Source organism: Sphingobacterium composti, from assembly GCF_009829075.1.
GTDB classification, from domain to species: Bacteria; Bacteroidota; Bacteroidia; order Sphingobacteriales; family Sphingobacteriaceae; genus Sphingobacterium; species Sphingobacterium composti.
Genome location: NZ_WUQZ01000005.1, coordinates 90,705 through 104,855 on the forward strand (window position 1 = coordinate 90,705; position 14,151 = coordinate 104,855).

Below are 14,151 nucleotides of genomic sequence, written 5' to 3' on the forward strand. Positions count from 1 at the left end.
TATTCAATCTCGTATTTTTGATTATGCAAGCCGTTATAACTGTATGCCCGTTGGTAATAGAAGTTTTTGAGTAATACTAAATCATTGACCAAAATTTTATTGTTTTCTTCATACAATTTTTCAGATTCCAATAATGCATTCTCATATTGTTCATTATAATTTAATGCTGTTATTAATAATATGTGAAGATTTACAGCGTAAATTTTAGATATTTTTTTTGATTCAGCTAAAGATTTTTCACATATATCTATAGCTTGCACGAAATTTTCTTTATCAATTTCCTTTTTAATTTTTTCTAAGTGATTTTGTTCGTTGATATGCAAAGGCTGAGCTATGCAATTTTCATTTGATAAATAATGAAAATTAAACATTGGTTTTACTAAACCAAAAGTAATAATTACAAAGATACTAAATTGATTATTACTATTATTCGAGCTAAAGCAATATATAATAAAATTGTCCTATAATTTATATTATGTTAAATAGAAGTGTTTGACACTCACCTTTCATTGTTCATTTCATCAAATAATCATGTTCAAAACTTTAATCTTTTATTCAAGTAATATTGATTTATTTTGTAAAATATTAATATTGCTATATGTCAACGCCACAATCACAAAAAGCAAAAAAAACAATCTACTTTAGCATCTTAGGAAGTTTTGGCTTGGCTTTGATTAAGTGGCTGGCGGGTTTCTTCGGCAACTCCTTTGCATTGATTGCTGATGCTATTGAATCTACGTCTGATATTTTCTCATCCATTCTAGTTCTATTAGGTATAAAATATTCAGAGCGTCCAGCGGACAAAACGCATCCTTATGGACACGGTCGTATCGAGCCTTTAATAACATTTATTGTTGTGATTTTTTTAGTTATTTCAGCTACATTTATCGCACATAAAAGTATTATTAACATTCAAACTCCTCATGATGGGCCTGAGTCTTGGACTCTAATTGTGTTGGGATTAATTATTATATGGAAAGAAATAAGTTATCAAGTTGTTATGCGAAGAGCAAAAACTTTAAACAGTAGCTCTTTAAAAGCAGACGCTTGGCATCATCGTAGTGACGCTATAACTTCTGTTGCAGCATTTGTTGGTATTTCAATGGCACTTCTACTTGGTGATGGATATCAGTCCGCAGACGACTGGGCTGCCCTTTTTGCTTCTGGTTTTATTCTTTATAACTGTTATCGTATATTTCGCCCGGCCTTAGGTGAAATTATGGACGAAAATCTCTATGAGGAAATGGTTGATTTGATTAAAGATAAATCCTTAAATGTCAATGGTATATTAGATACAGAAAAATGTTTTGTGCGTAAAAATGGCATGTCATTTCTGGTTGATATTCACGCTATAGTTCCAGCTGATTATACAGTAAAACAAGGACATGATATAGCGCATAATTTAAAAGATTATTTAATGTCTGAAATGCCTGAAATTTCAAATGTATTCGTTCATATTGAACCGTTTAATCCTATAGTTTACAATACATTATCTAAATAGTATTTATTTAAAATATTGTGGGTAGGCAAAGATACCTGGTGCACCCCCAGTGTGAATATAAAGAACCTTCTGCCCTTTTTTAATCACATTGGTCTTAATATCCATAAGTAGCCCTGTAAATGCTTTTGATGTGTAAACAGGGTCCAAAAATATGCCTTGGTATTTGGCTAAAAACTTAATCGTATCAATGTGGAAGTCTTCTGGTATACCGTAGGTTTTTCCAGCGTATTCATTTGTAATTTGTATATCCGATAGCGAAAGATTTGTGTCCGTATCACATAAATTCATTGCCTCATTAGCAATCGCTAATGTATGTGCGCGCAATTGACCTTGATCTGGTTCTACGTTATAAGCTTTTATTTCTGTTTTTCTATTAGACAGTGCATTTCCTACTACTAAGCCGCCATGAGTCCCACCAGATCCAGATGCCGAACAAATCAAATCAAACTCAACCTTCAAGTCAGCCTGTTGCTTAAGAATTTCAAAATAACAATCTACATATCCTAAAGTTCCTAATGCATTTGAGCCACCTATTGGAATTAAATAAGGTCTACTGCCCTCCTTTTTTAACTCAATAATTCGCTTTTCTATCGCTTTATAGGCGCTTTCATTGTCTTTGACCTCATGGATAGTTGTATTAACAATATTATTTAAAATTATATTTCCATTTTCGAAATATGAACTTTCTTTCAATGGCACTGATTTCTTTAGGAATAATTCAATATCAAAACCAAACATTCGCGCCGCAATAGCCGTCATACGCGCATGATTAGATTGAATTGCGCCTATGGTAAATATATGTGTAGCATTATTTTTCCTAGCATCGCCAATGAGATATTCTAATTTCCTAAGTTTATTCCCGCCAAATCCAACAGAAAATAAATCATCTCTTTTAATATATATATCCACCTCAAGGACTTTGCTTATATGTTCTAAATAATGAATAGGCGAAGCATTATCGATTAATTTTACTTTTGGATACTTCTTCAAATTGATTCTTTTCATGCGTACGAATTGTATGATTCTGCTAATTTATCTATAATTTCCAAATAATTATTCAAAACATTGTTCTTGAAATTATTTTTTGACTTTAGCATAAAAATCGATTATATAATTGGCAAAATAGGCTATTTAATTGTATATTTGGTAAATTTCACATTAAATTTATACAATTCTATCAATAGAAAATGCTAAATCTTAAAAACTTTATTGATTACGTCGAAAAACAAAATCCTAATGAACCTGAGTTTTTGCAGGCAGTGACTGAAGTTGTAGAAGACTTAATCCCCTACATCAATGAATATCACCCAGAATATGCTGATCTGAAAATATTAGAAAGATTAGTAGAGCCGGAGCGTGTGGTATCATTTCGAGTTGCATGGCTTGATGATCAAAACAATATCCAAGTAAATAGAGGGTATCGTGTTCAGATGAATAGTGCCATTGGTCCTTACAAGGGTGGTTTACGTTTCTCTCCGACTGTCAATTTGAGCATTTTGAAGTTTTTAGCATTTGAACAAGTGTTTAAAAATGCATTAACAAGTCTTCCTATTGGTGGAGGTAAAGGCGGTTCAAACTTTGATCCAAAAGGAAAATCAGACAATGAAATTATGCGCTTTTGTCAATCGTTTATGACGGAGCTTTATCGTCATATTGGTGCAGAAACTGATGTACCTGCTGGAGATATTGGAGTTGGAGGTCGTGAGATAGGTTATTTATTTGGTCAGTATAAGCGTATTCAAAACAATTTTACAGGTGTCCTGACAGGTAAAGGGGTGCAATGGGGTGGTTCTTACATTCGTCCAGAAGCTACGGGATATGGATTGCTATACTTCGTTCAAAGTATCTTTGAAAATAACGATGAAACTTTGGACGGCAAAGTTGTGTCTATTTCTGGAGCTGGCAACGTTGCATTTTATGCTGCTGAGAAAGCACTTTCATTTGGTGCTAAAGTAATCACATTATCTAACAGTACAGGTACTATTTATGATAAAGATGGTTTTACGCACGAGAAGCTAGTATATATCGCTAAATTAGGTAGAAATTTAGCCGAATTTCCAGAACGCTATCCATCTGCTACATTCCATGCAGGACAAAAGCCTTGGCAATTTGTATGTGATATAGCATTGCCATGTGCTACTCAAAATGAATTGGATCAGCAAGATGCAACTACTTTAATATCTAATGGATGTATTTGTGTTGCAGAAGGTGCAAATATGCCATCTACTGCTGAAGCGATAAAAGTATTTCATGATGCTAAAATTGCATATGCACCCGGAAAGGCTGCAAATGCTGGTGGTGTTGCTGTTTCCGGATTAGAAATGTCTCAAAATTCTATAGGTCAACAATGGTCCTCAAGTAAAGTTGATGAAAGACTGAAACACATCATGGCAAATATCTATAAAACTTGTTTGCGCTATGGTAAAGAAAAAGATGGATACATCAATTACTTAAAAGGTGCAAATTTGGGTGGCTTTATCAAAGTAGCAGAATCCATGAAAGCGCAAGGCGTGTTATAGCTGTCCCTAGTTTAGTCGTCTAAATATTATAAAAAGGAACATTTTTTGAATGTTCCTTTTTCGTTTAAAATGGTAGCTAAAATCAAATTGATTTCATAATTTTTATTTAGTTATTTTGTGCCAAATATAAAATATATTACATCATGAGAACACTAGCAGAACTACCCCATCCCGAATGCAAGATTACAATCTTTGGTATGAATCAAAAGTACATTATTAAGTTTGAGCAAGGTAATCTTGAGCAAACTTATAAGATTGCGGAAGCGGATATATTGAATGGTGTGAATGGTGTTTTTGAAATTTTGGACGAAGAGTTTATAAATAGAGTATTAGAAAATTTCACTGGTATGCGTAGTTCATTTATCGATACATACAATAAATTCAATTAAACTAAAACCTCCTCAAAACAACGCAAATAACTTATAATCAATAAGTTAAAATTTTATATTTACACATGCAAAATTTAATTTGGTTAATGTTGTTTTATTTTTTTCAATCCCTAATTTAATCTAAACTATTTGTAATTATAAGGTATTCTAAAAGTTGATATTCAAATTGTTATAAATTATCACAAAATTTTATTCTGCGTATATTTCAACCCATTTTGGTAATATTTCTGATGCTGTTCCTGAATGTAATATTACATTTGAATTTATTCGCATTTGATGTGCATTTGGATCAATGAGTTCTATTTTACAATCTTTAGAAGTTTCATATAGTAAGTTGGCAGCAGGATAAACTTGTAAGGAAGTACCGACAACTAGTAGTATATCTGCGTCCTTTACAATTTCGCTTGCTATAAGCATATTAGGTACTGCTTCTCCAAACCAAACCACATGCGGCCTCAATATAGACCCCATCTTACATTTATCTTCCATAGACAATTCGTCTTTTTGTAATTGATAAACAAGGTTTGAATCTCGCGAAGATTGAGCTTTCATAATTTCTCCATGAAGATGTAAAATGTTTTTGCTGCCAGCACGTTCATGCAAATCATCTATATTTTGTGTGATGATATAAACATCAGCATATTTTTCTAACTCCACTAAAGCAAGATGACCAGCATTAGGTTGCGCTCTACGACATGCAATCCGTCTCATATTATAAAAACGCTGAACTGATTCTGGATCACGCTGCCAAGCTTCTGGTGTTGCCACATCCTCCACACGATGTCCTTCCCACAATCCATCCGAACCTCTAAATGTTTGTAATCCGCTTTCAGCACTTATACCAGCTCCCGTAAAAACTACTATTTTCTTCTTTATCATATGTCATAAAAATAATAATGGTCAAAAATTAAAAATTTTCGACCATTATACAATGAGAATTGATTATTAACCTATTTCACAAAATAGCGATGTTCGATTACTGTCACTTCGTCTTTTTCATTTGAGATTTGATCTACGGCAGCTTTAATAGTGCATTTACCCGTAATCCCGCGATATACCAATGCGCCACCTAAACCTACACCTGAAATAGCGGTGATCGGATGTTTTAATATCTGCTTAATTCCTACGCTCAAAATTAAACCTCCAGCTATAACGGATAGTATCCGTTCGGATGTCCCTACATTACCATCTACACAATCCTCATCAACTTTCCTTTTGATTTTGTCTATAGCATAATTTATTAGTGTGTTCATATCTTTTATAATTGTATCCAATTAGTAAACATTCTAGAGGAAACTTTGTTTGTTAAAATTTATTAAATTGTGATAATATTTAAAACAAGAATAGTATTTTAATCCAATCAATTTTAATATATGAAAGTAAAAAAACATTCTGGTGAATTGGTAGATTACAACCCAAACAGTCTTAGACATTCTCTATCTCGCTCTGGCGCATCTGAAAAAGAAGTTAATCAAGTTTTCGATACAATAAAGCCAAAATTATATGATGGAATTAGTACGCGAGAATTATATGAAATTGCTTTTGAAGAATTAAAACTTACGCGAAACACTTATGCCGCACGATATAGTCTAAAAAAGGCATTACGTGATTTAGGTCCAGAGGGTTTTTATTTTGAAAAATGGGTGGCTCGCATGTTTCAAGAAGAAGGATACAAAGCAATAACTGGACAAACTATTCAGGGGCATGCGGTATCGCATGAAATAGATGTGGTTGCTTTAAAAGGGAATGAACTTTTAGCTATAGAATGTAAATTTAGAAACGACATAGATGCAAAAATTTCAGTCACTACACCTATGTACTTTCTTTCTCGATTACGGGATATTAGTAATAAGCCTTATACGTTTTTTAACAAAACACAACCAGTTACACAGGGCTGGTTAGTAACCAATGCATATCTAACATCCGATTCCAAGACCTTTGGTGAGCATTATAATATGAATCTTTTGGCATGGGACTATCCAGAAAACAAAAGTATAAAAGTGATCGTGGATAGTAATGGTGAATACCCAGTAACTTGCTTGACCACACTATCATCAGAAGATAAAGCAAGATTATTAAAAGCTCAATGCATATTAGTAAAAGATATCATTCGGGATACTAAATTTCTTCAGGTCATTCAAGCTGATAATGGTAAGAAGAAAAGAATATTATTAGAGGCACAAGAGTTAGTATCCAGTCCATTAGAACACTTAGAATTTTAAGACTTTAAAATTCTTCGCAATCAAGCGTTTCTACTTTGATGAATAGTTTTTTGAATTCTTCGAATTGTCTGCCATCAAAATTAACATGTGGCAACTGATGATTTACCGTGTTCCACCAACCAAAGGACATTACATAATCAAATGCTAATTGTTGAGCATTTGGTGATTTTGAATTTTTCAAGAATTCATTCCAAACTCTCTCAGGTTCGGAGTTTAATTCCATCCTTTCTTTGATCAATTTTTCATAAGCTTGTATAAGAGTTTCACCACCTTTATGCAATGCTTGACTATAATATTTTATGATTGGATTATATTGATAGTGATTTAATAATATTGCCGTATTACCTTTTCGCGCAGCAAATTCTATTTTCTTGGCTTCATAGGTTTTTGCTAGAAAATTTCCAATAGAATCTTTCAAGGTTTTAAAATAGTTTGTTTTTACAATATTAAAGTTAGTGAATTCATCTTTGATGATTTGATAAGTATCATCCAATTGCAGCTCGTCATCTGTGTATATATTATAGTACCCTTGAACTAATTTGTACGTATCACGCAGTTGTATATCTGTATAAAGTTTACTATCATAAGTCGCACGGTATTGACATAATTCATCTTCAAATTCAAAAATAGATTCTTGAGCATTTGTCACAAAAGACATGGAAAACAATATATATGTCGTAAATATGGTAATGAAAATCTTCATAATTCTAAAACAACTAAAGAGTTATTTGGGTTTTATTTTGTTAAAATAAATTAAATTTCTTATCTTATATTTGATCCGATTTATGATTAAAAATTAATCTATGAAACTAATCACTTTTAAGACATTCGATAATCCTATTTCTGCCCACAATTTCAAAAACAGGTTGGAAGCAGAAGATATTAGTGGTATATCTATGATGAACACGTGATTGGTTTGAATCCTTTATACAGCAATGCTATTGGTGGTATTAAAGTTAAAATATTGGAAGAGGATATAGAAAAAGCAATATTAGTTTCAAACGCAATTGAATCAAATACCTATCTTGAAAATTCTTCGGAAATTTTGAAATGTCAAAATTGTGAATCTACTGACATTAACACTGACTTTAGAGATTTTATGAATTTTAAGGGAATTCTTTCATTTGTAGCATCCATTACTTTCTTTGTATATCCTATTTATTATAAAAGAAAATGCAAGTGTACTGCATGTAATTTAGAATTTAATTGAGAAATTATTTCTTAAAATTGGATGCAAAATCAATAACTCAACCCTAATCTCCAGTACATTTTTAGTTTCCTTAATTCCAGAATAATTATGTAATTTCGCATCATATGGAAACTGTTGTTAGCGGTATCAGAAGTACCGGAAAATTACACTTAGGAAACTACTACGGAGCATTGAGTAATTTTGTGAAGATGCAAAATGAATTCAATTGCTTCTTTTTTATAGCTGACTTACATTCATTAACGACCCATCCTACTCCGCAAGATTTGCATGCTACAGTACGCAATGTGGTGGTAGAATATTTGGCGGCTGGTATAGATCCAGAAAAATCAACTATATATATTCAATCTGATGTGCCTGAAGTTGCAGAATTGTATTTGTATATGAATATGAATGCATATTTAGGCGAATTGGAGCGTTCTACTTCATTTAAGGATAAAGTTCGTTCAAGTCCTGATAACGTAAATGCAGGTTTGTTGACTTATCCCGTGTTGATGGCTTGTGATATTTTGATTCATCATGGTACTAAAGTTCCAGTAGGCAAAGACCAAGAGCAACATTTGGAAATGACGCGTACCTTTGGAAATCGTTTCAATCATTTGTACCAAACAGATTACTTCAAAGAAGCCTTTGCGTTTAGCTATTCGGATAAATTAGTTAAAGTTCCCGGTTTAAGCGGTCAAGGAAAAATGGGTAAATCTAACGGCGAAGCCGATTGTATTTATTTATCTGACGCACCAGAAGTTATTCGTAAGAAAATCATGCGTGCTGTTTCGGACTCGGGCCCTACAGAGCCAAATCAAGCAAAACCAGAAGCTATTCAAAATTTATTCGACTTGATGAAAGTTGTGTCTTCTGATGACACTTTAGCGCATTTTGACGAATTGTATAATAAGTGCGAAATTCGTTATGGTGATTTCAAAAAGCAATTAGCTGAGGACATGGTCATTGCTACAGACCCTGTGCGTTCACGTATTGAAGAAATAGCGAATGATGATGAATACATTAAAAAAGTCATCAAACTTGGCGCTGAGAAAGCCCAAGCGAGTGCGGAAAAGACAATTAAAGAAGTAAGAGAGATAATAGGACTTAAAAAACTATATTAGAATAAGATATGCATATTGCAATTGTAGGAAATATAGGCGCTGGCAAAACTACGTTAACAAAATTGTTGGCACAACATTTGAATTTTGAGCCACAATTTGAAGCGGTGGATAACAATCCATATTTAGAGGATTTTTACAGTGACATGAAGAGGTGGGCATTCAATCTGCAGATTTTCTTTTTGAATAGTCGCTTTAGACATATTGTAGAGCAACAAGCCAAAGGTACGAATATGATTCAGGATCGTACTATATACGAAGATGCGTATATCTTTGCAGAAAATTTGTACGACATGGGTTTGATGAGCGCACGTGACTTTGATAATTACAGCAACATATTCCAAAGTATCATCCACTATATCAAACCTCCCGATTTGTTGATTTATCTGAAAGCTTCGGTACCAACATTGGTAAATAATATCCAAAAGCGTGGTCGTGATTACGAATCAGCTATTCGTTTAGATTATTTGTCTAAATTGAATGAGAAATATGAAAAATGGATTAACAATTATACGGATGGCAAATTGTTAATCTTAGACAAAGACAATTTAGACTTTGCGAATAATCCTGAAGACTTAGGTTATATCAAAGAAAAGATAGACGCCGAATTGTACGGGTTATTTAAATAATATTATTTGCGTCATTTCGACCATAGGGAGAAATCTGATAAAATGAATACAATTTATTTATCATACTTTTAGATTTCTCCTCATACTTCGTCAAAATGACGAATATTTTTCTTATTCTCATTTAAATTATTCTATAACACTAACCGAAAACCGTACAGGCGACAATGGAAAATCATCCTTATCGGTTTTGAAGCGACTAATAGCCATAATGACTTCCATTCCTTCATATATTTCTCCAAATATTGTATAATCGCCATCCAAACGTGGCAGACCGCCATTTTTCAGGTACTCTCCGCGTTGTTCTTTGGTAAACTTAATTCCCTTTTGTGCTTCCAGTTTAGCCAAATGATCTTCCGTGACTTTCTTACCTATGACAAAATAGATTTGATTCAAAAATGAAGCTTTTTGTGGGTTATCATCACGCCCTTGACCTAATGCTCCTATTTTATGAAATGCTCGAGCGTCAAACTCTCCTGCTAAACGAGGTTTATTACCTGTCGAGTCAGCAGCTTCTCTTTTGGCAATATCCATATCATGCTCCCCTCCTTGCACCACAAAATTCTCAATGATACGATTGAATAATGCATCTTGATAAATAGAATCCTGATTTGACTTCAACATCAAATCCCGATGCTTAGGTGTAAAATCATAAAGCATGACCTTAATAGTCCCATAATCGGTTTTAAAAGCTATTTTTCGAGATTGTGCAACCGCAAATTGATGTAGAAAAACAAGGACAAATAATAAAGTTAGGTAACGCATAGATGCTATTTTAATATTACGAATATAGAAATTTAATGATATAAATTCAGTCTTATGAAACTCTAAATATCTAACTTATAATGAAATGTGGAAATCTATCAAAATGTGTAAAAACTGACCTACTCATTCTGTTATTTTATACTTATTTTCGTACGTTATAACAAAAGCTAAGTGAATGGAACTAACTAAACTTGAAATCAAAGGATTTAAAAGTTTTGGTGATAAAATCACAATAAATTTTAATGAGGGTGTTACAGCAATTGTAGGGCCTAACGGCTGTGGTAAATCCAATGTGGTGGATGCGATTCGTTGGGTATTGGGTGAACAAAGTACGAAAACATTGCGTTCGGAAAAGATGGAAAACATCATTTTCAACGGGACAAAAACGCGTAAACCAGCCAATCTTGCGGAAGTTTCTTTAACATTCAACAACAACAAAAATATCCTTCCTACGGAGTTTACGACCGTGACTATCACACGTAAATTGTACCGTACAGGTGAATCTGAATACCGACTTAACGATCTCAAATGTCGCTTAAAGGATATTACAGATTTATTCTTGGATACGGGAATTGGTGCGGACACCTACTCTATCATTGAGTTAAAAATGATCGACGAGATTATCGCTAACAAGGATAATTCACGTCGAGCATTATTCGAAGAAGCATCTGGCATTTCGAAATACAAAGTCCGCAAGAAACAAACACTTAGCAAACTAAAAGATACGGAAGCTGACTTATCCCGTGTAGACGATTTATTATTTGAGATTACAAAAAATCTTAAATCTCTAGAGAATCAAGCGAAGAAAGCAGACAAGTATTTCCAACTGAAAGAGGAATACAAACAAGCGAGTATCGGCTTGGCCTATTATCGTTTGGATAGTTTCAGCACAGATTTGACAACTTTATCTGACAAAGAGAAGGATTTACAACAGTCGTTGAATACCACGTTGGAGGAAATCGATGTGAAGGAAAAAGAACTTCGTGCTGGTCGTGAAGAGATTCTTTCCAAAGAGAAAAGTTTAGCTGCGCAACAGAAAACAACGAACGAGTTTAATAATAAAATCCGTGCTTACGAATCGGAGAAGAAGATTAAAAACGAACGTTTACACCACCTCAGAGAGCGTGAATCACGTATTACGGCAGAATTTAACTTGGATAAGCAGCAGCTTAACAATGTGGAATATACGCTCAAAAGACTTAACGAAGAGATTTATGAAGAGCAAGCAAAACTAGATGTTGCTCAGGATGATATCCAAAAAAACAAAACAGAGGTTGAAGAATTAAAAGGTCAACAACAAACAGCTAAAAACAAATTAGAACGTTTTGTTCAGGAGAATAACGAGCTTCAAAATAAGATATACAAAGTAGAAAAAGACATCGCCGTTCTGAATATTCAGAAAGAATCGTTGGAACAAGAGTCTTTACGCAATATTTCGGACGCTTCTTCGAAAGCTGAAGAATTGTCTCAGTTTAATATTGCGGTAGCGGATTTGCAAGGTAAATTGGATGCTCAACAGCAACAATATGATGAAGCTGTGCGTATTGAAAATGACTTAAACCGTCAAATCGAACAAGCTGAAATTCAATTGCAAGAAACTCGTTCTTTGTTGAGCAAAGAGTCGCGTTTGGTCGATGCGAAGCAAAACGAGTACAACTTGACCAAATCATTGGTTGACAATTTGGAAGGATTTCCGGAGTCTATCAAATTCTTGCGCAAGAATGCAGGCTGGCCTAAATCCTATCCTTTGTTCTCTGACATTTTATTCTGTCAAGAAGATTACCGTGTAGCGATTGAAAACTATTTGGAGTCGGTAATGAACCACTATGTAGTAGACACGAAACAAGATGCTGTTCAAGCCATTCAATTGTTAAGTGATGCCTCACGTGGTCGTGCTAATTTCTTTGTATTAGAATCAGTTATCGACAAAAAGGATAGCGATTTCATCGTTCCAGAAAATATGATTCCTGCGATGCAGGTTATCAAAGTAGACAAGAAATACGAGAAACTTTGTCTGCAATTATTGAACAACGTATATCTATTGAAATCAGATGATTCAAAAGCGTTGGATATTGAATTGCCTCACGATGAAATGGTAATATTACACCACGAAGGTAAATTCAGTAAGCACAAATTGGGCTTAAGTGGTGGTTCTGTGGGTTTATTTGAAGGTAAGCGTATCGGTCGTGCTAAAAATTTAGAGAATCTTGCTAAAGAAATCAAAGAATTAAACGAGCGTATTGCAGAATTACAACATACAGAAGCGGAATTAGTCGATAAGATTGCTTCTTTAAAATTACAGTCGCAGAAAGAAATCATTAACGAAATCCGGATTCAATTGGCACGTATTCAGAATGAATGGACTTCTGTCAAGACCAAACAAGAGCAATACCAAGCTTTTATCTCCAATTCACAAAATCGCAAACAAGACATTGAAAAGCGACTTTCGGAGATTGCAGAAGAGTTGACAAAAGCAGAACCAGAACTTAAAATCTTAAAAGTTGAGGTGGACGAGCGTCAAAAACAATTGGCGGATTTGCAAGCGGCTTATCAAGAATTGAATGAGGTTGTGCAAGAGAAATCTACGGCGTACAATCAAGAAAATATTCGTCTACACCAACAACAAAATAAAGTTTCGGGTATACAAAAAGACTTAGAATACCGCGAAAGTCAAAAAGAAGCCTTAGAGCTTCGTATTAATAAAAATAACGCCGAGATGGAACAAATCAAGGTGGATATGAAAGATGCATTGACTTTTACCGATAATAACGACAATGATTTAAAAGAGCTTTACGAGCAACGAGAATCATTAGAAAAAGCCCTTCACGACATGGAGGAAGAGTTCTATGCATATCGTAAACGCTTAAATGATTTGGAAGAGGAAGTGGCTACTTTGCGTAAATCAAAAGACCAATTAGATTTCTTGATTACGGAAGTAAAAGACAAGAAAACTACCCTTCAAATTGATTTAAACTCATTGAAAGAACGTCTTTCAGTAGAATTCAATATCGATATTAAAGAGATGTTAGAAGGCGAACTTCCAGAAATTGAGCAAACACCAGAAGAATTAGGCTCATTATGTACACGTCTTAAAAAGCAATTGGATGAATTCGGAACAATCAACCCAATGGCTAAAGAAGCGTATGATGAGATTACACAACGTTATGATTTCATCAATAAAGAGAAAAACGACCTATTAGAAGCTAAAGCTTCGTTGATGTCTACCATTGAAGAAATTGATGGCAGTGCCAATGAGAAGTTTATGAATGCTTTTAATACGGTTCGTGAGAACTTTATTAAAGTTTTTCGCTCGTTATTTAATGATGAAGATAGTTGTGATTTAATACTTACTGACCCTGCCAATCCTTTGGATTCGGACATTGATATTATCGCTAGACCTAAAGGAAAACGTCCTTTGTCTATCAATCAGTTGTCAGGTGGTGAGAAAACATTGACTTCTACTGCCCTATTATTCTCGTTGTATCTGTTGAAGCCAGCTCCTTTCTGTATATTTGATGAGGTTGATGCACCTTTGGATGATACGAATATTGATAAGTTCAACAATATTATCAAAGAATTTGCAAACCAATCGCAATTTATCGTAGTATCACACAACAAACGTACAATTGCAAGTACTGATATTATTTATGGAGTGACGATGGTTGAGCAAGGAATTTCACGTGTCGTACCTGTAGACCTAAGAGAAGTAGCATAAGCATACTGAAACTAAATATTCAAAGCCTTTATTTTTACGGAAATAAAGGCTTTGTGCATTTATGATGAAGGTTAAAATATGTTAAAGCATAAACTTTAATTAAA

At 33.9% G+C, this 14,151-nt stretch carries 12 protein-coding genes; 7 read left to right on the forward strand and 5 right to left on the reverse strand.

Annotated features, from left to right (window positions below; all coding sequences use genetic code 11):
• Positions 1-598: 598 nt before the first annotated feature.
• The gene (locus GOQ17_RS05350) at positions 599-1,501 is read left to right on the forward strand and encodes a cation diffusion facilitator family transporter (RefSeq protein WP_159635902.1); all 903 of its coding nucleotides are present in this window, start codon (positions 599-601) and stop codon (positions 1,499-1,501) included.
• A 3-nt stretch (positions 1,502-1,504) separates the two neighbouring features.
• On the opposite strand, the gene GOQ17_RS05355 is transcribed toward GOQ17_RS05350, so the two are convergent.
• Entirely contained in the window at positions 1,505-2,506 is a 1,002-nt protein-coding gene (locus GOQ17_RS05355; RefSeq protein WP_159635905.1) for a D-cysteine desulfhydrase family protein, read from the reverse strand.
• A 182-nt stretch (positions 2,507-2,688) separates the two neighbouring features.
• On the opposite strand from GOQ17_RS05355, the gene gdhA reads away from it, so the two are divergent.
• Positions 2,689-4,020 carry an NADP-specific glutamate dehydrogenase gene (gdhA, locus tag GOQ17_RS05360; RefSeq protein WP_159635908.1) on the forward strand — a complete coding sequence of 444 codons (1,332 nt, stop codon included), beginning with the start codon at positions 2,689-2,691 and terminating at the stop codon, positions 4,018-4,020.
• Between the two features lie 143 nt (positions 4,021-4,163).
• Complete coding sequence (locus tag GOQ17_RS05365; RefSeq protein WP_159635911.1) at positions 4,164-4,409, forward strand: hypothetical protein; 246 nt, start codon at positions 4,164-4,166, stop codon at positions 4,407-4,409.
• Between the two features lie 189 nt (positions 4,410-4,598).
• On the opposite strand, the gene GOQ17_RS05370 is transcribed toward GOQ17_RS05365, so the two are convergent.
• Positions 4,599-5,288, reverse strand: a complete 690-nt coding sequence (locus GOQ17_RS05370; RefSeq protein ID WP_159635914.1) for an SIR2 family NAD-dependent protein deacylase — start codon at positions 5,286-5,288, stop codon at positions 4,599-4,601.
• A gap of 71 nt (positions 5,289-5,359) precedes the next feature.
• The gene (locus tag GOQ17_RS05375; RefSeq protein WP_159635917.1) at positions 5,360-5,662 is read right to left on the reverse strand and encodes a YgaP family membrane protein; all 303 of its coding nucleotides are present in this window, start codon (positions 5,660-5,662) and stop codon (positions 5,360-5,362) included.
• A gap of 120 nt (positions 5,663-5,782) precedes the next feature.
• Between GOQ17_RS05375 and GOQ17_RS05380 the strand changes: the two genes are divergently transcribed.
• Positions 5,783-6,631: an ATP cone domain-containing protein gene (locus tag GOQ17_RS05380; RefSeq protein WP_159635920.1), complete on the forward strand. Its 849-nt coding sequence runs from the start codon at positions 5,783-5,785 to the stop codon at positions 6,629-6,631.
• Positions 6,632-6,635: 4 nt separating this feature from the next.
• Here the strand turns inward: GOQ17_RS05380 and GOQ17_RS05385 are convergent, their stop codons facing one another.
• Positions 6,636-7,334: a hypothetical protein gene (locus GOQ17_RS05385; protein WP_159635923.1), complete on the reverse strand. Its 699-nt coding sequence runs from the start codon at positions 7,332-7,334 to the stop codon at positions 6,636-6,638.
• A gap of 611 nt (positions 7,335-7,945) precedes the next feature.
• Here GOQ17_RS05385 and trpS point away from each other — a divergent pair.
• Positions 7,946-8,944, forward strand: a complete 999-nt coding sequence (gene trpS / locus GOQ17_RS05395; RefSeq protein WP_159635928.1) for a tryptophan--tRNA ligase — start codon at positions 7,946-7,948, stop codon at positions 8,942-8,944.
• Positions 8,945-8,952: 8 nt separating this feature from the next.
• Positions 8,953-9,570 (forward strand): deoxynucleoside kinase, encoded by a 618-nt coding sequence (locus GOQ17_RS05400; RefSeq protein ID WP_159635931.1) that lies wholly within the window; start codon positions 8,953-8,955, stop codon positions 9,568-9,570.
• 126 nt (positions 9,571-9,696) lie between these two features.
• Here GOQ17_RS05400 and GOQ17_RS05405 read toward each other — a convergent pair whose 3' ends face one another.
• A complete protein-coding gene (locus GOQ17_RS05405; protein WP_159635934.1) occupies positions 9,697-10,332 on the reverse strand; it encodes a peptidylprolyl isomerase in 636 nt (211 codons plus the stop codon).
• A 175-nt stretch (positions 10,333-10,507) separates the two neighbouring features.
• Here GOQ17_RS05405 and smc point away from each other — a divergent pair, with 175 nt between their 5' ends.
• Positions 10,508-14,047: a chromosome segregation protein SMC gene (gene smc / locus GOQ17_RS05410; RefSeq protein ID WP_159635937.1), complete on the forward strand. Its 3,540-nt coding sequence runs from the start codon at positions 10,508-10,510 to the stop codon at positions 14,045-14,047.
• Positions 14,048-14,151: the final 104 nt, after the last annotated feature.